19 protein-coding genes and 1 pseudogene are annotated in these 22,224 nt (G+C 38.8%); 4 read left to right on the forward strand and 16 right to left on the reverse strand.

What is annotated here, in order from left to right:
* The first annotated feature begins 825 nt into the window (after positions 1 to 825).
* Positions 826 to 1,791, forward strand: coding sequence for a S8 family peptidase (locus MKY15_RS02445; RefSeq protein ID WP_342538863.1), 966 nt, complete (start codon positions 826 to 828; stop codon positions 1,789 to 1,791).
* 319 nt (positions 1,792 to 2,110) lie between these two features.
* On the opposite strand, the gene MKY15_RS02450 is transcribed toward MKY15_RS02445, so the two are convergent.
* The 6 genes from MKY15_RS02450 to MKY15_RS02475 form a co-directional block, all read right to left on the reverse strand.
* Positions 2,111 to 2,350: a hypothetical protein gene (locus tag MKY15_RS02450; RefSeq protein ID WP_067212000.1), complete on the reverse strand. Its 240-nt coding sequence runs from the start codon at positions 2,348 to 2,350 to the stop codon at positions 2,111 to 2,113.
* Between the two features lie 620 nt (positions 2,351 to 2,970).
* Positions 2,971 to 3,090 carry a putative holin-like toxin gene (locus MKY15_RS02455; protein ID WP_342538864.1) on the reverse strand — a complete coding sequence of 40 codons (120 nt, stop codon included), beginning with the start codon at positions 3,088 to 3,090 and terminating at the stop codon, positions 2,971 to 2,973.
* 264 nt (positions 3,091 to 3,354) lie between these two features.
* Positions 3,355 to 3,990: a nicotinate (nicotinamide) nucleotide adenylyltransferase gene (nadD, locus tag MKY15_RS02460; protein WP_342539695.1), complete on the reverse strand. Its 636-nt coding sequence runs from the start codon at positions 3,988 to 3,990 to the stop codon at positions 3,355 to 3,357.
* A 107-nt stretch (positions 3,991 to 4,097) separates the two neighbouring features.
* Positions 4,098 to 5,564 carry a nicotinate phosphoribosyltransferase gene (locus tag MKY15_RS02465; RefSeq protein WP_342538865.1) on the reverse strand — a complete coding sequence of 489 codons (1,467 nt, stop codon included), beginning with the start codon at positions 5,562 to 5,564 and terminating at the stop codon, positions 4,098 to 4,100.
* A gap of 66 nt (positions 5,565 to 5,630) precedes the next feature.
* Positions 5,631 to 6,539 (reverse strand): hypothetical protein, encoded by a 909-nt coding sequence (locus tag MKY15_RS02470; protein WP_342538866.1) that lies wholly within the window; start codon positions 6,537 to 6,539, stop codon positions 5,631 to 5,633.
* A gap of 161 nt (positions 6,540 to 6,700) precedes the next feature.
* Positions 6,701 to 7,510, reverse strand: a complete 810-nt coding sequence (locus MKY15_RS02475; RefSeq protein ID WP_342538867.1) for an NUDIX domain-containing protein — start codon at positions 7,508 to 7,510, stop codon at positions 6,701 to 6,703.
* Positions 7,511 to 7,891: 381 nt separating this feature from the next.
* On the opposite strand from MKY15_RS02475, the gene MKY15_RS02480 reads away from it, so the two are divergent.
* Complete coding sequence (locus MKY15_RS02480; protein WP_342538868.1) at positions 7,892 to 8,680, forward strand: helix-turn-helix domain-containing protein; 789 nt, start codon at positions 7,892 to 7,894, stop codon at positions 8,678 to 8,680.
* A 464-nt stretch (positions 8,681 to 9,144) separates the two neighbouring features.
* Here MKY15_RS02480 and MKY15_RS02485 read toward each other — a convergent pair whose 3' ends face one another.
* The 7 genes from MKY15_RS02485 to MKY15_RS02515 all read right to left on the reverse strand — a co-directional run bounded on the left by MKY15_RS02485 (position 9,145) and on the right by MKY15_RS02515 (position 17,824).
* Positions 9,145 to 10,323: an iron-containing alcohol dehydrogenase gene (locus MKY15_RS02485; RefSeq protein WP_342538869.1), complete on the reverse strand. Its 1,179-nt coding sequence runs from the start codon at positions 10,321 to 10,323 to the stop codon at positions 9,145 to 9,147.
* 12 nt (positions 10,324 to 10,335) lie between these two features.
* Positions 10,336 to 11,757, reverse strand: a complete 1,422-nt coding sequence (locus MKY15_RS02490) for an aldehyde dehydrogenase family protein (protein WP_342538870.1) — start codon at positions 11,755 to 11,757, stop codon at positions 10,336 to 10,338.
* A 17-nt stretch (positions 11,758 to 11,774) separates the two neighbouring features.
* Positions 11,775 to 13,160 carry a hypothetical protein gene (locus MKY15_RS02495; RefSeq protein ID WP_342538871.1) on the reverse strand — a complete coding sequence of 462 codons (1,386 nt, stop codon included), beginning with the start codon at positions 13,158 to 13,160 and terminating at the stop codon, positions 11,775 to 11,777.
* Positions 13,161 to 13,318: 158 nt separating this feature from the next.
* The gene (locus MKY15_RS02500) at positions 13,319 to 14,311 is read right to left on the reverse strand and encodes a LacI family DNA-binding transcriptional regulator (protein ID WP_342538872.1); all 993 of its coding nucleotides are present in this window, start codon (positions 14,309 to 14,311) and stop codon (positions 13,319 to 13,321) included.
* A 329-nt stretch (positions 14,312 to 14,640) separates the two neighbouring features.
* Complete coding sequence (locus MKY15_RS02505; RefSeq protein WP_342538873.1) at positions 14,641 to 15,408, reverse strand: GntR family transcriptional regulator; 768 nt, start codon at positions 15,406 to 15,408, stop codon at positions 14,641 to 14,643.
* A 162-nt stretch (positions 15,409 to 15,570) separates the two neighbouring features.
* Positions 15,571 to 16,638: a GntG family PLP-dependent aldolase gene (locus tag MKY15_RS02510; RefSeq protein ID WP_342538874.1), complete on the reverse strand. Its 1,068-nt coding sequence runs from the start codon at positions 16,636 to 16,638 to the stop codon at positions 15,571 to 15,573.
* Complete coding sequence (locus tag MKY15_RS02515; RefSeq protein WP_342538875.1) at positions 16,616 to 17,824, reverse strand: cation:dicarboxylase symporter family transporter; 1,209 nt, start codon at positions 17,822 to 17,824, stop codon at positions 16,616 to 16,618. Before MKY15_RS02515 ends, MKY15_RS02510 begins: the two co-directional genes overlap by 23 nt.
* A gap of 823 nt (positions 17,825 to 18,647) precedes the next feature.
* On the opposite strand from MKY15_RS02515, the gene MKY15_RS02520 reads away from it, so the two are divergent.
* Both MKY15_RS02520 and MKY15_RS02525 read left to right on the forward strand, forming a co-directional pair.
* Positions 18,648 to 19,436, forward strand: a complete 789-nt coding sequence (locus tag MKY15_RS02520; protein ID WP_342538876.1) for a helix-turn-helix domain-containing protein — start codon at positions 18,648 to 18,650, stop codon at positions 19,434 to 19,436.
* A 541-nt stretch (positions 19,437 to 19,977) separates the two neighbouring features.
* Positions 19,978 to 20,235, forward strand: coding sequence for a hypothetical protein (locus MKY15_RS02525; protein ID WP_342538877.1), 258 nt, complete (start codon positions 19,978 to 19,980; stop codon positions 20,233 to 20,235).
* A gap of 39 nt (positions 20,236 to 20,274) precedes the next feature.
* On the opposite strand, the pseudogene MKY15_RS02530 reads toward MKY15_RS02525, so the two are convergent.
* The 3 genes and pseudogenes from MKY15_RS02530 to MKY15_RS02540 all read right to left on the reverse strand — a co-directional run bounded on the left by MKY15_RS02530 (position 20,275) and on the right by MKY15_RS02540 (position 22,161).
* A pseudogene (locus MKY15_RS02530) lies at positions 20,275 to 21,075 on the reverse strand (tyrosine-type recombinase/integrase).
* A 292-nt stretch (positions 21,076 to 21,367) separates the two neighbouring features.
* The gene (locus MKY15_RS02535) at positions 21,368 to 21,670 is read right to left on the reverse strand and encodes a hypothetical protein (RefSeq protein ID WP_342538878.1); all 303 of its coding nucleotides are present in this window, start codon (positions 21,668 to 21,670) and stop codon (positions 21,368 to 21,370) included.
* A 98-nt stretch (positions 21,671 to 21,768) separates the two neighbouring features.
* Positions 21,769 to 22,161 (reverse strand): hypothetical protein, encoded by a 393-nt coding sequence (locus MKY15_RS02540; RefSeq protein ID WP_342538879.1) that lies wholly within the window; start codon positions 22,159 to 22,161, stop codon positions 21,769 to 21,771.
* Positions 22,162 to 22,224: the final 63 nt, after the last annotated feature.

The following is a 22,224-nucleotide window of genomic DNA, read 5'->3' on the forward strand; positions in this document are numbered from 1 at the left end:
TCGCTCAAATGATATAACTGAAATTTTGGTAGCTATCAAAAAACGCGGTAAATCTTCCCTTCACAAAGTATGAAGGCTAGTCCCCAGAAACTTTCCGTCATTTCTTGTAAAAATTAAGCATATACATACTGACTGTACATATACATAATAGTAGGGCTAATCATATAACTTTTTATCCCTACAGAAATTGCATCTAGATTTCAGTTCATTTACGGAAAATGCATAACCGATTGTTGAGCACTTCCAATTGAAAGGAGGTGAAAACCAATGACAACATACGAAATACTAAGTTTACTCATGACACTATCTGGTGGATGGATTGCTTTTATGTCGGTGTCGTTGTCAGTTATCTTTTTCTTATCAAGAAAGGAGTAATCGCCCCCCATCGGCAGACGTGTGGACAATTACTTCTTTCTTCTCGGCAAAATATTTTTTCTGCCCAACCCATTACACCATCGTACGATGCGCAACGTCGACCATGATTTTGTCTTACAGTTTACTAGTGTAGGACTGAGTGCTAAAACGCCCAGTCCTTTTTTATTCTATGTCTCATTTTCTATATTATGATGAATTGCCGTCGGAAGTGCAATACTTTTCTGCTAGACTCATAGCCAAGTCTAGATTTCTTCGTACTTAGTTATAATCCTAGATTACGGTTACACATATAGGACCTACTACAATTCAATAAGTACGTTCCATTTAATTATAGTATGTAGCAAGCACTACTAATAGAAACAAATAGTTTACTATCTTCACTGCAACTGTGACTAAATGCTGGTGAAATCTCTTTTAAACTAGATTTCTAATCATACGAGGAGGTATATAGTGGAGAATTTTGCACATGTAATCCCATATGAAGTGGTTTTCCAAGTGAATGAGGCCAATGAAGTTCCACCGGGTGTGGCATTAATTCAAGCACCCGCAATTTGGAAGGAAACAAAAGGAAAAGGAATCACGGTAGCGATCCTGGATACAGGATGCGATCGTACACACCCCGATTTACAAGAACAGATTATAGGCGGACGGAACTTTACGGACGATGATGGAAGCAATCCTGATATTTACCTCGATTACAATGGTCATGGTACTCACGTTGCCGGAACGATTGCTGCACAACAGAACGATATAGGCGTAGTTGGAGTAGCTCCTGAAGCGAGTTTGCTGATCGTAAAGGTATTGAATAGAAAAGGCTCAGGGCAATATGGCTGGATTATCAACGGTATTAATTATGCTATTGAACAAAAAGTGGATATTATCTCTATGTCGCTAGGCGGACCAACTGATTTGCCTGAACTTCATGAAGCGATTCAAAAAGCCGTAACTAATAATATACTCGTAGTTTGTGCAGCTGGAAACGAAGGTGACGGTGACGATTCAACAGACGAATTCGCCTTCCCAGGCTATTATAACGAAGTCATTAGTGTAGGTGCCATAAATCTTGAGCGTCGCCCTTCTGATTTCACCAACTCTCACAATGAAATCGATTTAGTTGCTCCAGGTGAAAAGATCCTCTCTACTTATTTAAACGGGAAATTTGCAACATTAAGTGGAACGTCAATGGCTGCCCCCCATGTTTCCGGAGCGCTTGCCCTCATCAAAGGATTCGTCAACAACAGTTTCGGCCGAGAACTTTCAGAACCAGAGCTCTACGCCCAGCTAATTAAAAGGACCGTTCCACTAGGGTTGTCGCCAAAGCTTGAAGGAAACGGACTCGTTTATTTAACGGTCCTTGAACATTTGACAGGTATATTTGAGAAAGAAAGTAAAGCGTTGGTTTTGAGTGCACAGTGAATTAATAAGTGATGCACTGCATTTTTTCAGGCATCTTTAATCAAAACACGGTCTGGCATTTCCGGGCCGTGTTTTGCTATCCTGATTAGCGTAGAAGATGAAGTATGCCTCGTGATTGTTGGTTGGTTTTGCCGCTATATCTTTCATTTAAAGAATAAACTACATCTTCACCTGAGCATGATCTGTTTGAGGATTGGCACGTCTGACGGATTTTATCATCACATATTAGTTATCCGAATTACGTTTGAACTTGGAAACTCGCACTTGTGCGGTGCACAGCGTACTCATTTTTATACTTCCACAGAAATGAGTTGATCTCCTAGTGAAGTATAGGGTATAGCTGTTTTTCCAGAGAACTGAATTCATTCTTCAATGTATCCAGTTCACCATTCAACCTCTCAATTTCAATTACTGAAAGTGTATGTTCTACAGCGTACTCTGCTATCCTTTTCATTTCATGAAGCTTTACATTCATCTCATCCAAAATACAAACCCGTTCCTTGGTCCATTGAAGCTGTTGTTCAAGGTGTTGCTTCTGTTCTTGTTGGTCTTGATCCATGTTGTTTCCTCCTAGTTAACGACTTCTTAGTATCCTTATAGGGCTAGATGTATGTTGACAGTGGGTGGTTTTACAAATTTCATTTGCACAGCTGATTTATCAGTATCGCGTTCGAGGCTACTACAAAAAAACAAGTTGTGCTTTCACTTCAATAGTTATTACCCGCTTCTTTCGGAAATTTAATTGGCGAATTATTTGTTTCCTTGATTCTCTAGATAACCTTATTCTTTTTTTACTACTTGCGATAAAACACTGGTTTATATCAATATCTTCTCCTCTTCCAGTTGCACCAGCAGCTGATATACTCATTCAGACGAAAATCGTATAGAGACAGAAACAAGTAAGTTTTGAAATTACACACCGCTTCAAATAACCGTAAAAAGGTGAATTAGATTTAATGGGGTTAATCCTTCTTTAATAAATGAAATGATAGACTTTTGTAGATGTTTCACGTATGAATATGATATAATCGCCCTATAATAAGAAAAGCTGAACGTCTGAGAAACGTCCAGCTAATCACAGTCACACACCGCTTGAGAGCGGTTGACCAAAGGTAACAAATAAGAGTGTGTAAAAAAGAAGTAACCCCCACGATTATCCTCTGGAAAGGTAATGGGCGGTTACTTTTTTTGATTTGTGATAACTATAGCCACTACTATCGCTACAACGGCTGTTAATGCTGCAGCAAGGAATATACCGAATTGAAACAGCATATTCATAGCTTCAAAAGTTACCATCATCTATAACACGGGCCCACACGACGTGGGTCATGCAGACGTTGCCGCAGGACGCGGCGATCTTAGTCTGCCTTTCATTTTTAAAAAGGGAGTGTCAACCACCCATCTGCTTTATGCAACTGCTGTTCTTAGTTTAACATGGCCGTGGTATGAATACGATGTCTATTCGAGTTACCCGTACCTCTGCGATTTAACATGACGAATGATTCAACCATTTGCGTAAAAGTGCAAAAAATATTAGGTCTTGCCCCCATCCTCCTCAACTTTTCAGCGGACGACTTTTTGATAAAGACCATTATTTTTAATGTATTCATAGCACGAGCCTGGCAATAAATACTGCGGTTCTCCCCCCATTGCAAATTCCTGTCGAATATATGTCGAACTTATTTCCATCGTTAATCCTTTATCTAACAATTGGAATCTACCATCATCATGATTACGTAGAATAGGTGATTTCGAAATCGTGCTCAGAATGTCAATCCCATTTCTAGCCATCACGATAAATTTATTTCGACTAATTAACTCTTCCGCCAATCGCCATTCTCCTTTGCCGATATCCACCAGCAAATCAGCACCCATGATGAAATAAAAATCTGCATCTGGGAACGTTTCTTTGAAATACTCCATTGTGTAATACGTATAGTGATCACCTGGTAATACTTCTAGTTCGTAATCATCCAAGATGAATTTAGGATTATTGTCAATTGCTAACTTTAGCATTTCCACTCGATGCTTGTTTTGCGTTTGCACTTGTTTATCTAACCGTTTGTTCGATGAAGGGAGAAATATAACATAGTCCAATTTTTTACGATGTGCGACTGTTGAGGCTGTCCACAAATGAACGTTGGTCACAGGGTCGAAAGATGAACCGTAAATACCTATTTTCATGCCTTTTTCAAACATTTTCTTGATGTCTTTCCCAGGATTTAGCTCTTGAAGATGTGCTTTTAGTTTTTCTCTCTTTTGCATCATAAGTCATTCCTCCAACGTGTAAGTTTTGTATTTCTTCATTAGCTATTTAGCTTCTGTACTTTTTCTTGTTCCTCACGAATATTTCTCATTTTATTATCCCAACATTTCTGACTTAAATCCACAGGATACTGTTCTGGATTCAAGGTACGCTTATATTCATCCCACAGGAGGTTTAAATTATTTTTAGCAAACGCTTGAATTTCCTGTATAGTTGGGGACACATACACAAGCTCTCCCTCTACAAAAATGTCCTGATGTAATTCGATTGCTTCAAAGTTCGTCACAAACTTCGAGATAAACGTATGAGTCGGGTGAAACATTTTTAATTTTTCTTCCGCTTGCGGATTCTCATCCATCATAGCAATATAATCACCTTCAGCACGATTATTCACCTTATTCACAATACGATACACTCTTTTCAATCCAGGCGTTGTTACTTTCTCTGGATTTCCAGATATTTTAATGGTGTCAACCATATTCCCGTTATCATCCTCAATCGCCACCAATTTATAAACAGCACCCAGAGCTGGTTGGTCAAATGCGGTAATCACTTTTGTTCCGACACCCCACTCATCAATTTTTGCTCCTTGTGCCTTCAAGTTCATAATGGTTTTTTCATCTAAGTCGTTTGAAGCAACGATTTTCGTTTTTCTAAATCCTGCTTTATCCAACATTTTTCGAGCTTCTTTTGATAAATAAGCCAAGTCTCCACTGTCTAAACGAATCGCGTTGAAATTAATGCTTTCTCCCAGTTCTTGCGCTACTTGAATTGCGATCGGAACACCTGACCGCAACGTATCATAGGTATCTACTAAAAACGTACATTCTTTATGACGGCGAGCATACTTATGAAATGCTTTGTATTCATCTTTATACGCTTGAACCATAGAATGTGCGTGCGTTCCAGCCACAGGGATTCCAAACATCTTACCGGCTCTCACATTACTCGTTGCGGAAAATCCAGCAATATACGCCGCCCTTGTTCCCCAAACTGCCGCATCAAACTCATGTGCACGTCGCGTTCCAAATTCCATTACCGTTTGTTCGCCTGCCACTTGTTTGATACGTGCTGCTTTCGTCGCAATGAGTGTTTGGTAATTGACAATATTCAAGAGAGCTGTCTCTATCAACTGAGCCTCTGCCAAACTTGCTTCGACTTGTAGAATCGGTTCATTCGCGAAAACCAATTCCCCCTCTTTCATTGCTCGAATCGTTCCATTAAAGCGCACCGTTTGCAAATAGGCTAGAAAGTCTTCTTCATAACCCAATTCTTCACGTAAATAAGCAATGTCACTATTCGTAAAACGGTACTCTTGAATAAATTCAATGATTCGTTCCAAGCCTGCAAAAATACCGTAACCTGTTTCAAAAGGCAACTTGCGGAAATAGAGTTCAAACACTGCTCGTTTGTTATGCATATTATCTTCCCAATACGTTTCCGCCATGTTAATTTGGTACAAATCCGTGTGTAGTGCCAGCCCATCATCTTGATATTTTTTAGTCATTTACTTTTCCTCCTCTTTAATAGTGCCGCCTGTTTTATTGTACAAACAGCCGTATTTTGTTCGTTTTCACAACATCAATTCGGTTGATGTCACAATATGAATGCCATAAATCCTTTGAAGTTCTTGCAATGCATGTTCTGTTGCTTCTTCAAATCCAGGGATGGGACTCATGCAGTCATCCAACAAATAAATCTTTGCTGGCAATTCATGCTTGTCACCGTAGTACTCGACGATCTGCCGAACGGATTCCAATACACAGTGAGATTTTGCTTCCCCAGCGATAACAATTTTATCGTAAGCGAGTAAGGAGTGAAGAAACGCATAATTTGTTCCGTCTGTTTTAGCATACTCCGGTTTAATGATTCCGTACATTTCGCTTAATGGGTCTTGCCCTTTCACAATCTTTTGTATGGTAGACTGCCGTATCACGGAATGATAGTGAACCATATTCGAAAACTGTCCTTCTAAGGCTGCGCCATATGTCCCTTCAATGCAATGATAAGGCCATATCACCAATTGTTTTTTCCCTAAACGCTCCAACTGAATAATGTATGCCAAGCTTTCTTGTTGTTGTTCTACAGCCATCCATTTTCCTTGTTCAACATCTTCTCTTGTGATGACTGTAAATGGAACAGGATGATTTCCTTCTCCATCTACCCACCAACTCGGATGGAATAGTTGATGCAATTCATGTGTATCTAACGACAAGGCAATCGTCGTCACCTTATCTAGGTTTTGATAAAGGAACTTAGTTACCCGTTCAACATCCTTATGGGAATTTGGGACACCTAATTCTCCGTTTTCCATAAAGTCATTTTGAAAATCAATCCCCATAAACAACACTTTTTCAACATCTTCTCTTGAAGGTGTAATTTTCTCCGCATTCGCAAGAACCATTAATTCATTGAATCCCTTCGTATTCTCACTTCCTACCCTTGAAACATCAACGATTTCCTCAAATTTAGTTTTCATCATTTTCAACACACTCCTTTAGGTTTGAATTAAATTAACAATTCCTGATTTGTTAATTGTTATACAGAAAAATAAAAATTACTATCGTTTCTTTGATTTACGATAGATTTGGGACACCTTACTGCCTGCAACAGAAGGCATCCATGTTTCATTGACTCTCAAATTTAGCGCCAAATCGAAGGGATAATATCTACATCTACAAATCGGTATAATTTTGATGGTCGTTTCGTAGTGCTTGTCGGTTCTGCTGTTTTAGGAACTTGATTGTTGTCTAACGCTTCTACGATAAAAGGCAGATTTGGTGCTTTCCTAAAGAACGCAGGCTTACTATTCACAACAGGGTCATTAATAATCGCAAGCAACACCTGGCGCAAATCTTCCAACTTGAATTCTTCTGTTAAAAAGTTTTTAACCACAGTTGTTTGAAACACATCTTTTCGAACGGCTTCCAAAGCATCTTTAATCACTTGGTAATGGTCAAAAGCCAAATCTAACGTAAAGACTTTATCGATCGTGAATAATTGAACATCGTCTGCATCATCAGCAGCTTCCCTACTTTTAATGTTTTCTTCAGGAACAATTGCGTAATGAGCATTAGATAGTATCCATCCGCGTTTATCTCTACCTAATTTGTCATACACACCATAATGTTCGATGTGAATGCCGTCTACACCTGTTTCTTCTTTTAGTTCCCGCTTAGCCGCTTCGTAAGCTGTTTCTTCTGGATGGATAAACCCTCCTGGTAAAGCCCATTTTCCGCCTTCGATGTTAGGTTCACCTTCTGCATCGAACGCTGCCCGCTTAATCAACATCAAAGCTAATGAGTGATGAGAGGTTGATTCACTTCCAACAGTCAATTCCTCATTTGGGATTAACGTAAATATCGCAATATCACTTGTATAGCCATCCGGCGTTCTGTACTGACTCGAATCATAATTTTGTAGTGCATCTTCTTCAGTTTTAAATTTGGACATCTGATTTCATCTCCTTTGCTTAAAAATCAAAAACCTTCTACTCAATTAACAATTACCAAACCGTTAATTTAAGTATATATCAGGTAAATAATAAAAGCAAGAAAAGCTTTCTGTATATTAAAAATCAGTATCTGTGCAACAACACTAGCGTTGTGTCATACACAATGACGAATATTTGACGCTTACCATACAAAAATCCCGAATCGGGAATTTTTTTTCAAAGTGTCCGTGATTCAGGGTACAGTTCGCTAGTTTCAAAAGATTACCTTCTTTTCTAAGCAATTTCCGTTTCCCAAAATTGTCGAACCAAAAACTTTTTTCACATTGTTGTCCCCTAAACCTCAATTCCCTTCTATATAAAGAATAAAGGGGATATTCTTTATGACAACTTACCTAACGGAGTACGCACACTTCACAAACAAACACGATTTAGACGAAGCAACAAGGCAACACGTACTCACGAACTGGAACGACATGAATCAAACCGAGCGGGCTGTTCTTGATATGATCCGCCGCTACTCCGTTAAATACGGCGCTGCACACTTGAAACACGAAACAATCGAAAAGGCCATTAAGAAATCCAATGCAACTGTACGCCGCGCCATTCGCAAATTAGAAAAGCTTGAAATTATCGAACGTATTCACTATATCCGCCCAGTCATGAGCGGTCTAGGCGCTAATATTTACGTCATTAAACCTACTAATGACCAGTCGAAATTGAACACCCCAGAGAGTACTGAAAAGCCTCTTGGCAGTAAGGTGGAACTCGCTAAACCGCAAACCGAAGCTTTTTTTTCTAAAGCGATAAAACCTAAAGACCTTAAAAGAACGTCTCCTCCGGAAATTGTGCCTACTACACTTTTTGGTAAGATGAAATCTCTTCTTTCTTCAACAATCGGAGAAAATAATTTAGCACGCAACTTTTACGGCGTCTACCGGAAACAGTCCCTGCAAATGCTGAAATTTAGTATTCACGAAGACAAAGGAGAACTGTTCGAGCAATTAGCCATGCAAGCCCTTCGTATTGCGGTTCAAACAACGAAACAGAAAAAAGTCCGGAATCTGCCCGGCTATTATTCAGGTGTTTTGCGGGAACTCATCGGTAAGGCATTATTCAGCGAGGCTTTCATGGATTATGATATAGCCGTTGAAGGGTTTTACTATCGTTGAAATTATTGTGGGGGTGCTGCCTGCACTCCAGAAAACAATTAAAAGTTCATACAAAGCTGAAATATCAGGTGGTGCAACATGCGCCATCGACGGCGGCAAAATCATCTCAAGAGGAAGTGCAATAACCTAAAAGAATAAAAGTATTAAAAAAGAACTTGTCGAGAACGATCTCGACGTTGTGTCTGTCATTGATTATTTGAATGCCTTAGCTTGCAAGCAATTTAAAGCGTTTTCGGAGACGACTGCACAATTGGTGAAAGGGTATTTTAGTGAAGGGTACACAGTAGCGGATTGAAAAAAAGTCATTGACAGGAAGGCTAAGAATTAGCTGGATGCTCCACATTGGCTGAAGTATTTTCGCCCTTTCACGAGAACTATTTGGAACAATCGAGGCTTTCATTTCAGCATAAAAAATAACCCATCCTCGCGTTGACCGCTCAGATGAGTTATTCCTTTTTATAAAGTTATTTTTTTTCAACAATAATCCCGTCAAAAGCTGCTTTATAAATTGTGTAAATATCGTCTTTTCCTAAAGGCATTGGGCTACGCGCTAAAATACGTTTTTGCTCAATCGCGTCATTTGTTAGGCTCTCTAGTGCTTCTTCTGTAACATTAAAGCCTTTTAATGTGGATGGAATGTTCACGTCTTCTACTAAACGTTTTAATTCTGCAACACATTTATAAGAAGCTTCTTCTTGTGAAATATTGGCAGAGCTAAAGCCCATAGCATCGTAAATATCTTTCATACGTTTTTCACAGCTTTGGCGAATATAACCCATTACATACGGAAGTAATACGGCGTTTGAGTCTCCATGTGCGATGTGGAATTGACCACCAATCGGATAAGCTAATGCATGAACGCCGGCAACTCCTGCATTGAAGAATGCAAGACCAGCAAGATAGCTTCCGTAGCTCATATCCGTGCGAGCTTGTTTGTCTTCACCGTTCGATACTGCAGTACGGATAGCATTACTGATTAAGCGAACTGCTTGTAAAGCAAGTGCATCAGAAATAGGGCTCGCATTTTTCGAGATATAAGCTTCCACTGCATGAGTTAGTGCATCGACACCCGTAGCAGCGGTTACTTTGGGTGGTAAAGAGATGGTTAAAGCAGGATCTACGATTGCCACATCTGCTAATAAGTAATCGTGTGTTACAACGTCTTTTGTTGTCTCCAGTGATAATACAGAAATATTCGTTACTTCTGAGCCTGTACCTGAAGTAGTCGGGATTAAGATTGTAGGAAGCCCTTTTTTTGTAATTTGTTTTGTTCCAGTTAAATTTAAATAATCAGCCACGTTACCTTCATGCGATGCTAATACACCTGCGAGCTTTGTTAAATCTAATGCACTACCGCCACCAATACCGATAACCATATCAAATTCGTTATCACGCGTATATGCAACTAACTTTTCACCAATTGCTAACGGTGGTTCGGGTACGACGTCTGTATAAACTTCAGTTGAGTAGCCAGCGGTTTCTAGAGGTTCTACGACTTTATTAGTTAATCCGATATCTTTTAAAAATGGATCTGTAATTACAAGAATTTTTTTCACGTTAAAGCGATTTACTTCTTCTATTAGGTGAGATAGTGAATCCCAGCCGGTATAACTAATTGGTGTGAATGTAATTTTTTCAGACATGCTGTTCACTCCTTAATTGTGATTCCAAACTACTAATTTTGTTTCTGTCATTTCACAAATTGCGTATTTTAAGCCTTCTTTACCTGTACCACTTTCTTTCACTCCACCGTATGGCATTTGGTCCACGCGGTATGTTGGAATATCATTAATCATGACACCGCCAACTTCTAGTTGTTTAGAAGCACGGAAAGCTGTTTGGATATCGTTCGTAAATATACCTGCTTGAAGACCGTAGTTTGAATCATTAATCGCTGCGATACCTTCTTCAACGGATGAAATACGGTTAACTACGACGATTGGTGCAAATACTTCCTGGCAAGAAACTTTAGAAGTGGATGATACATTCGTCAGAATCGTTGGCATGAAAACTCCATTTTCAGTTATGCCTCCTGTTACAATTTCAGCCCCGTTTTGAACTGCTTCTTCCACCCAATTCATAGCACGCTCTTGCTCACTAGGATTAATCATTGCAGAAATATCCGTCGATTCATCGAATGGGCTTCCAATAACAAGTTGCTTTGTTGTTTCAGTAAATTGTTTGATAAATTCCTCAAATAATTCATCCATTACATACGTACGCTGCAGGGAAATACAAACTTGACCTTGGTTTGAGAAGGCACCCATGACACATTTAGGTACAATTTGAGATAAATCAACACCTTTGTCGATAATTAACCCAGCGTTTGACCCTAACTCAAGTGCAACTTTTTTCAAACCTGCCTTATTGCGAATTCCGATGCCAACAACAGGACTACCAGTGAACGTAATCATTTTCACTTTGTCGCTTTCAACTAAAGCATCACCAACCGTTTTACCACTACCTGTAATGACATTGAAGGCACCTTTAGGTAAAGCTGTTTGGTCAACCAATTCAGCTAAAAACAGTGCTGAAAGGGGAGTTTGTGATGCTGGCTTCAAAACAATTGTGTTACCAGCTGCAATTGCAGGACCTACTTTATGTGCAACTAAATTTTGTGGGAAGTTGAAAGGTGTAATGGCCCCGATTACTCCTATCGGCTGTTCAATTGTGTATCCAAAGCGATTTGCTCCGTTTTTCGCGGCGTCCATCGGAATCATTTCGCCAGTCAATCGTTTTGCTTCTTCTGCTGCAAATTTATATGTTTCAATTGTGCGGTCAATTTCACCTAATGCATACTTAATGGGTTTTGCAGCTTCTAACGAAATTAATTCAGCTGCTTTTTGACGATTGTCGGCAAGTAATTGAGCGATATGCTCCAAAATGGCCGCACGCTCATAGGCAGTGAGTTCTGCCATTTGTTTTTTTGCAGCGTCAGCCACCTTGATCACTTGTTCTACCTCTTCACGAGTCGCTTGTGGAATGTATGCAATGACTTCTTTTGTGTGTGGCGAATTTAGTTCCGCATTTTTTTCTGAAGACTTCCATTCACCATTTACGTAATATTGCTTGTTCATCGAATCATCCTTTCTTTTTATGTTTTTTCTGTATCTGATTGTTGATCTTTGGAAAATGTATTGTCAACTTCTCCTTTGAAGAAATTTTTACCGTAAATTAATAAGCAAAGCAAAATACCCACAGCAAATGCCCATGTAGCACCCTTGATGCAAAGAACAGCAGCGATAATGCCTGCAATACCTAAATCAGTTTGGCTGCGCGCTTCAAGTACACCAACTTTCACACTTACGTAACCTTGAATTAACATAGTTAACGCTAAAGCAACACCTAAAATTGGTTGTACTAAGCTAACGATTGGTAGTAAGGCTAAACCTGTATTCGTACCCCAACGGAATGATCCGATTCCTCCGAAGAACGAATCCATTGCTTTACGTCCTTTTTTATAACGCTCAATCATTACTACTTGCATTGCCGTCCAGTTCGGACCAGACATTGTAACGTCTGGACCTAAAATACTCATGAAACTGTTACGCAAACCGAAAATTAAGTGTGCTCGACTTGGCAGATACTCAACTTTTTCATCAGGACGCGCTGCTGCACCATCGGCAATTAATGCTTTACTTTGTAATACATCACCGAATAGCACGATGTAAGCTGCCAAAACCGTTGGCAATCCAGTAACGAACATCATTAGTGGGGGTAAACCTAAACCAAATATTGTGTATTCACTCCATAGGGTAATGAAGTCCGGAGATGAGAAGCCCCATTGAATAGTTGGCCATGGTGCTTCACCAAATAATGGTGCAATTACAACTGCGATAATTATAACTGGGAAGATACCTAATTTAGCTATTATGCCCAAAAATGGATTACGTTTTTGGAATGTAGCAAAATGTTTAGAAAATAAAAGGTAGAAACCGATTCCTATTGCAATTGTAATTGTCCATGGAAACTCGTCGAATTTACCTCCGATTTGAAATACAGAAATAACGGCTGCTAAACCTGCACCTAGGATAATACCTGCTTTCATGGCAGAAGGGATTAATTGAACTACTTTTGTTGCTAAGCCTGTTGCACCAAGGAATATCGAGAGTAATCCAAGTGTCATCTGGAAAGCGATTAACGAGTGAACTCGTTCGGGTCCTTCAGGGAACTGCTGACAGTACAGTATAATTAACGGAATAGCTGGTGTAATCCAGCCTGGCACAACTGGGTCACCTAGTAAATGGTGAGTCAAATAGAAAAGCCCGTTTAAAATTACAATTGCTAAAGCTACTTCAAACGGCATTCCAAGTAAAGATACTAATAGTGGTATTGCTGACAAATCGACTGCACACATAAGTAGTCCTTGAATATAGTCTGGCCACTCAAAACGATAATGGATAAAAGGTAAGCGAATTTTAAAAGGTCCTGCTGGTATGTACGGCGATTCTTCCCCATATTTCCGGTCTTTCCATTTCATAAACTTATTTCTCCCCCCTGCTAATAAATACACCCCTTACAAAACTAAAAAACTTGATACATGAATACGTAACCATTTTAAATTATAGAATATATCACAGAAATGGTTACGTATTCATTTTGGGTAAAAATTTAAAACAAACCCTATAAAAGTTTGTTTTAAATTTTCTGAGTTGTAGTTCTATCAAACACTTTAACAGATTCCGTAATCTGTATGCAACTCTTTTTTTTATTTTCGATCATTTCAATTAACTTCTGAATCGCCAAAAAACCAAGATTTTGCTCAGAAATGCTTCCGACAGTAGTTAGCTGGATTAACCCGTAACTGCTCAAATCTACATTGTCAATTCCAATAATGCTTATGTCCTCTGGTACAGATAATTTTTCTCGAATCGCATCGTCGATTAAATATAGCGCAAGCGAATCTGCACCTGCACAAATGGCAGTAGGGCGTTGTTCCAACTGCATTAATTCATGAAAAGCACGAGTAATATCTTGTTTGGAAGTGTCTGTATTGAAAATATATTGTGTAGGTAACGATAATTTATAATCTTTCATCGCTTGAAGGAATCCCAGATAACGGTTGTTGAATGTGCTAACATTTAATGTTCCGCCAACCCATGCGATGGCTGTATGACCTTTTTCAATCATATGTTTTGCCGATAAATAGCCTGCTTCGAAATTATCAATTTCTACAAAACACTCATTGTTTTTGTGCTTTCGATTATATGTAATGAAAGGAATATCCATTCGTTTAAGCTTTTCAAATATCGGATCGTCGATTAATATACAAGATAAAATTACGCCGTCTACTTTATGTTCGATAGCAGTTGCATAGGCTTCAGGTAATTTTTGGTCATTTACGAATTGTACGTTCATACGATAACCCATTTTAGTAGCATAGTTGACAATGGCTGATGTTGTATCAACAAAAAAAGGGTTATGTAGTGGCCCTGATATAAGAGCAATCGTACCGGTTCTATTTTGAACAAGTGAACGTGCATGTCCATTTGGTACGTAATGTAAATCGTTGATCGCTTTCATAACTTTATCGAGGGTGTTTTTTTTTACAGATGCCGGAGTGTTTAATACACGTGAAACAGTCGTTTGGGAAACGCCTGCATGTTTTGCGACGTCTTTCGATGATACCAAAACAATCCCTCCTTTTAAGTTGATAATACAGCATGTTAAACAAAGTTGCTATATGTTACTATCTCAACTTTCGCATACCAAAATTGGCAGATAAGCCTTAATATAGCTGGGCAAATTAAACGGTACCTATTAACAAACAATAACAGACAATTCACCCAATTGCGTGAAAATACAAAGAAGATTAGATATTAAAGTAAATACCTAATCCACGCCTTATAAATATGTAATTGTGTGTGTGGTGCCTATGCACGAAAGTTTCATGTTTATTTCAGCAAACATGAAACTTTCATGGAAGGATCAACTCAGAATTGTGTGGTGCACCCATCACCTCATTTATCAAGGATTGGCGGCCACATCGGGATTAGATTGGCACGGTTCAATTTGATTTTAAATGCATATTCATCAAATCGATAATAGAAAGTGATTTTTTCGATGAGCTTATTCTGAGTGCTATAAGTTAGTCTCTCAGCTTTTAAAAGAGGCGACCCTTCAGGTACATCCAACGCTTTCCCTAACGCCTCACTCGCTGGGCATGCTTCAATCGATTGAATAGCTTCTCCCAGAGTGATACCTAGCTTGTTTTCGAGTAATTCATAGATTGTGTTGTTTTCCAATTCATTCTTGGTTAATTTTTCTCCCAGATTGTAGGGTATGTATACTTGCGCAAAAGCTATTGGTAATTCCTCTACGGTATGGAGCCGCTCGATATAAAGACAATGGGAATCGATTTCACTATCTTTTTCTTGCAAAAAAATATTTAGTGTAGATACCATTTCAAGTTTTGTTATTTTTACTTGAGGATGGTAACCACTATTCTTGATAATATCTGAAAGGCTTTGCAACTGATCTAACGTTTGTTCTACCTTTTTTGGTTTTACAAATGTACCTTTCCCTTGACTCGTAAGTACAAGGCCTTCTTTTCCCAAAATCTCAACAGCCTTGCGAATCGTTATTTTACTAACTTGAAATCGTTCTTCCAACTCACGCTCAGATCCAATTTTCTCGCCAGGCTTTATTATCCCACTCAAGATTTCCTGTTTTAACACGTTTGCTATCTGAAGATACATGGCAATTGGATTATCTCTAGATACAGTCAATAGTACCAACCCCAACAAATTTTCTAATAGAAAAAACCAACAGGATAAATCTGATTTTTTCTATTGCCATATTAGTATATCGTATATTTTCCCTTTCCCTCATTTTATATTCAAATAGCCCTTTTCACAATTTACTTGAAAAGGGCATATTTTATTATTCATTCAGTGAACTGTAGTTTTTATTTGAACGCTTGAAGAAAATTCTTTGAAAGCGCTTACAACGAATTGAATATCTTCATCCGTAATTTGATAATGTACAACCATCCGTACCTGTTTTTCTCCAATATTCTTCACTTTAATTCCTTTAGTAGATAAAAATTCAATCAACAGTTTTGAATCCCAGTCCTCGTGTGAAATTACAGGTGAAACGATGTTAGTTTGTACGTCTTCTGCTTGAATTTTAATCCCATCTACTGTTGAAAGACTTGCAGCTAATAGCTTTGCTTTTTTATGATCTTCTGAAAGTCGATCGATCATATGATCTAATGCATAAATGGCAGGTGCTGCAATTATTCCAGCTTGACGCATTCCTCCACCAAGTCTTTGACGGTTAATTGTTGCTGTTTCGATAAACTCTTTTGTTCCCGCCAAAATCGAGCCGATTGGACACCCAAGCCCTTTCGTTAAACAAAATTGCACAGCATCCACTTCCCGGCATATTACATCCGGGGTAACTCCCAACTCAATCGCTGCGTTGAAAAGACGTGCGCCATCTAAATAGACTGGAATGGAATGTTTATTAGCAACCGCTCTTATCTCTTTCATGTTTTCAAGAGATACAATTTGACCCTTGTTCAGATTATACGTATTCTCTAGACAAATTAAACTAGTTTTCGGTCTTTGAATATCTCCAGTTTGAATACGACTCTCTATTTTGCTTGCATCGTAAATTCCATCTGGAACTTCAATCGTACGAATTTGTACTTGAGCTACTACAGCTGCGGCTGCACCTTCTAGAGTATAGATATGCGAATCTTCTCCCATAATCACTTCTTCTCCCCGATTACAGAGACTCATCAACGTGATTTGGTTAGCCATTGTTCCCGAGGTAACCAATAATGCTGCTTCCATTCCTAACAGTTCAGCCGCCTTTTTTTCCAATTGGTTGACGGTAGGATCTTCTCCCATAATAGAATCTCCTAAAGGCGCATTCCGGATTGCTTCAATCATTTCTGCCTTTGGTAAAGTAACCGTGTCGCTTCTTAAATCAATTACTCTCGCTAGTGACATGTAAATCCCCCTCCAAAACTTCTACCTCATTCTCTTTTTTTCCGAAGAATCTGTTTACAATTAACGCCAACGCTCCGTCTCCAGTGATGTTTGTAGCTGTACCAAATGTATCTTGTACCATAAATAGTGCTAACATTAATCCAAGTCCTACTTCATCGAAACCTAAGATAGACTGTAATATTCCAAGCGTTGCTAAAACCGAACCACCTGGGACACCTGCAGCCCCCGTTAAAACAATACCCAAAACGATGATAAATACAATGATTAAACTAACCGGTGGCAACGCTCCTTGCGTTAAAACGGAAACTGTAATTGCACTAATCGTTAGTGTAAGTGCCGCACCGGCAGAATGAATATTTGCACATAATGGCATTACGAAGTCTGCTATTTTTTTATCCATCCCTGGAATAGTCTTTGCTTGTCTTAAAGAGATTGGCATAGTAGCAGCACTCGACATCGTACCCATTGCGGTAATATAAGCCGGCAACATGCACTTGAGCGCGGTTAATGGATTGGATTTCGAAATAATACCAGCAACTGTATATTCAATTACCAACCAGATAAGTTGTAAGATGATAATTAACAATAACATCTTTCCAAAAACTGCTATAGCACCTGAAAGCTCCCCTTTTGCCGAGATCCCTACAAAGATACAAAAAATAAAAATCGGGATAATTGGAATCATGAATCTCCTAATTACCACATCAATAATTCCTTTTAACTCATCAACTACGTCTGCAATAATTCTCGATTTGCCCCAACTTGCTGCCAGTCCAATCACTATCGCTAAAACTAAAGCTGACATGATATCCATAAGCGGTGGAAAAGCAATTTCTACAATTGGCTCTCCAATTACTTTAGCTGTAGTCTCCGAAAATGATCTCCCATTAACAAATCCAGGAATGACAATATATGAAGTAACAGCCGCTATGGTACAAGCGATGACAGTATCTATATAAGATAATCCAACCGTCACTGAAAGTAATTTCCCTGCACTTTCTTTTAATTGCGCAATACTAGCAGCTATGAAACTAAAGATGATTAGCGGAATAAAGAACTTAATCAAGTTGCCCAAAATCACTCTTCCCGTTTCTGTAATACTCGTCAACCATTGAGGAGCATAAATCCCGACAACGATTCCAAGCAATAATCCTATCAATAGTTTCGGGATTAAACCTAGCTTCATCAGTAATTCCTCCATTCGTTTAATAGTTCAGTTAGTTCATTCGATTACTCCCAATCAAATTTAATAGACTGAAAAAAGCTTATCGCTCATTCATTTTTAGCCTCCCTTATTCTTTCGGCTTAATACAACATATTATATGTTGTTATATAATATGTTGTCAATACTGAATGTTATGTATATTTTGATAACTATATATACTTAGAGAGTATTATTTTAAAGATACGTAATGATAGAGGTTATTCAACTAAGTGGATTAGCACAAAATAAAAAACAGTCACATGTTAATTTGACTGTTTTGGCTTGATACAATTATTCAGATAAGTTGAGGGATTAGGACATAATTTTTTTCAGATTCCCCTGTAAAACCCAATACAGTTGTGGATTGGTAGTTGTTACAATAGTAATAAGCGTTTGCAACCAAGGAGGGGGCGAAATAGATGGTTGAATCTGGGAGGTTTCATAATTACACCTGTCGCAAGTGGTTGGGAGGGCTGTATTAAGCAGGAAGGAAACCCCGCTATCAGTTTATGCATCGGATAGTGGACGTTGGATGGACAGAATACTGCTATGATCACTTGAAAAACTTCATACCTCTATCTCCCCCAGCCTATCGGAAAGTGATGGATGGATTGATTGTGTGGTGCACAGGCAACCATCACTAAATTGATTGCATAAATAACTAAAATGAAAACTAGTTTGACAAGGTTGCCTTCTTTTCTAAGCAATTGCCATTTCCCCGAATTGTCGAACGAAAATTTTTTTCATATCGTTGTCCCCTAAAACTCAATTCCCTTCTATATAAAGAATAAAGGGGATATTCTTTATGACAACTTACCTATCCGAATACGCACACTTCACAAACAAACACGATTTAGACGCGGCGACTAGGCAACATGTACTCACGAACTGGAACGACATGAATCAAACAGAGCGGGCTGTTCTTGATATTATCCGTCGCTACTCTGTTAAATATGGCGCTGCACACTTGAAACACGAAACAATTGAAAAGGCCATTAAGAAATCCAACGCAACTGTACGACGTGCCATCCGCAAATTAGAAAAGCTCGAAATCATCGAACGCATTCACTATATTCGCCCTGTCATGAGCGGTCTAGGCGCAAACATTTACGTCATTAAACCTACTAATGACCAGTCGAAATTGAACACCCCAGAGAATGACGAAAAGCCTTCTAGCAGTAGGGTTGAACCCACTAATCTACAAACCGAAGCTTTTCTTTCTAAAGCGATAAAGACTAAAGACCTTAAAAGAACGTCTCCTACGGAAATTGTGCCTACTACACTTTTCGGTAAAATGAAATCTCTTCTTTCTTCAACAATCGGAGAAAGTAAATTAGCACGTAATTTTTACGGCGTCTACCGGAAACAGTCCCTGCAAATGCTGAAATTTAGTATTCACGAAGACAAAGGAGAACTGTTCGAGCAATTAGCCATGCATGCCCTTCGTATTGCGGTTCAAACAACGAAACAGAAAAAAGTCCGGAATCTGCCCGGCTATTATTCAGGTGTTTTGCGCGAACTCATCGGCAAGGCTTTATTCAGCGAGGCTTTTATGGATTATGATGTAGCCGTTGAAGGGTTTTACTATCGTTGAAATTATTGGGTGGGTGGGTGGGTGTCTGCACTCCAAAAAATAATTAAAAGTTCATACAAATCTGGAATATCAGGCGGTGCAACATGCGCCATCGATGGCGGCAAAATCATCCCAAGAGGAAGTGTAAAAAAGTCATTGACACTAAGGCTAAGAATTAGCTGGATGATCCACATTGGTAGAAGTATTTACGCCCTTCCACGTTATTCAATACGACGAATTTTGAAAACTATTGGAAAGAATCGAGGGTCAGTGACTTGCCAGAAAGCAGTCCGCCAAAGCCACACGAATTAGACTTTAGCAATGGGGAGGCGTAACGGATGACGTGTTATGCGCAGATTGAAAAAAGTGTGTAGTGAACCGTACCTGTGAATTTCACAATAAAATTTCGTATATCTGTGCAAGGAGCTATTCAGCAAACTCGCATCAATTGCATGATAAAGGTAGAATCAGATATTCGTGTGAGAATCTAACCAATCACTTTCCTTTGCTGTCTCTTCCTGTCACAATGCCAAAATCATTATAATCCAAGAAAGAAAGTGGATTGAATACCTTTGCAGATGGAAAGAATAATGCAAATGAGTGTCAAAGGGGCTTAGAAGATATGAGCAGCGAAGCAAAGGTATACGAGACATTATCTTTAGGCATTTATCACCGTTTTAGAGAGGAAGACATACAAGAAAAGCGTAAGAGGAAAAAGACTGGTATCCTTCCTAAAGCGGAAAACCCACTATTGTTTGAGACCTTTGTAGCTAACGTCATGGAAAACGTGCTGGTTGGAAGAGCGAAGGTCACTCCGTAATAGTGTGTGGTGCACTGGCCCCCATCATTTCTGTCATATTTACATGGAATGTCCTGCCAGCTTACTTACGGTTGTAAGGTCTACACCCATTTTCAGTAACCCTGTACAGAACGTATGACGAAACAAATGAGGATGTAATTTGAACTCTTATTCTCTTGATATTTTTACTAGCCAATCCCTAACTGCGTCACGATGCATTTTTTCTACCCTCTGGCTTACTAACAAATAATCGCTATGGCGGAAATTAGACTCAGAACGCTCTTCCATCATATAGTCCCTTACTAAATGAAGCACATCCTGTCTAAGCCCGATTTCTCGTCTCTTTCCGCCTTTTCCAATCACCATCAATTGGCTTGCTAGAAAATCAATGTCATCAATCTTAATTCCAACTAGTTCACTAACCCTTAAACCTGTGTACAACAACAAATACACAATCAGCTTGTTTCTATTGCTAACTTTATTTCTGTTGTAAATATAAAATAGCAGCGTTTCAACCTGTTCCTCTGAAAGAGCATCCACAGTATCCTCACTTCCAGCAGCGATTTTGATTCTATCCCGCTTCAATTGAATGATTGTTTCGTTTAAGACTCCTTTGGTTCTTAGAAAATCATTGTAAACCTTTAGACTATTAATTTTTTTGTTGATGGTTGAAACAGCATAGTCCTTCTTCATCAGATGTTCCTTGTACCTAACAAAAGAGAAACGGGATAGGACTGGAACATCCTTCAACTTTTCTTGCAAATATGATTGAAATCCTTTCACATCATTCACATAAGACTCGATTGTTTTGGCTGCTTTGCCCTCTGTAAATAGCCAATTTGCAAATTCCTCTATATCCAAGATTGATTCGCCTCCAATAACGAAAAAGGCTATTAATGTATCTAGTTATACACCAATAGCCCATTATGTTTGCTTTATATTCATTTTCCCTTTCCATCCATCTTGCTCACAACAGTTATATAATAATGACAGGAGTTTTTTCATACGGAAATCATTCCATTTCTATGCCACTCATCCATTCTGTAAAATGTGATATATGTGCTTTAAGTTTTGACGGGAGATAACAGAAAGAAATGTCGTGAATTCTGCTTGGAGGATTCAATCAGCAATCAAAATAGTCCAATTGATTTTTTTAGTCGACATATATTTCATACGCTATTGATTCCCCATTCTTTATCCACACTTCATACAATTTTCTTCTCGTTCCTTCCTCCGTTGCGAATGCTGCTACCCACTCATTACCTTTATCATCCACATACATCAGTGTTTCCAAGAGCAGCGGATTAGGTAGCTTTACAAGATGTTTCGCTGGAATTAACAAGTCATCCAGTTCCTCATGATAGAAATCATAGGCTTCAAAGCTTACATCCTCTCTATTGACTTCGATATTAAACGTCTTTTTCATTGTTCCTACAAACCAGTCCATATACATCATCTTTTCTCCTCCTACTAGTAACTCTGATTATTTACTGTTATTCGCTTGATAGATTGTCAAAATAAAAATACCCCAATCCCATTTCTGAGATTGAGGCGCTATTCTACATGTTCTGCTTGTTCAGCTAAAAAGCTTTCTGTTTCATCACCTAATGTTCCAACAATAGAGTACAACATGATTCCACTTTCATTGTCATTTAGGATGAAGGTTCGGTATATCAAAATGCTTTCTTCAATGGTCACTAACTCCACGTACTCCACAGTGCAATCAAGCAAGCTGCTATGCAATCCAATCAACTCGATATCATCCTCTGATGTTTCTAGAAGAACCATTCGGCAGTGCTTGCTCATGTCAAAACCCTCTAGATGCTCGTCTAACGGAAAGGCATTGTAAAATTGCATCCATTCTTCTACAATGTACCGTTTCACTTCATGCGGAATTCTCTTTCCACTTAGCTGATTTAAATCACTACATTCGTCCAGTACCTTCATTTTATTTCCTCCTAATCAATTGAAAAAGGGCTTCCCTCCGAAGAGAGAAGCCCAGTATTTGTG

Source organism: Sporosarcina sp. FSL K6-1540, assembly GCF_038620285.1.
GTDB lineage: Bacteria > Bacillota > Bacilli > Bacillales_A > Planococcaceae > Sporosarcina > Sporosarcina psychrophila.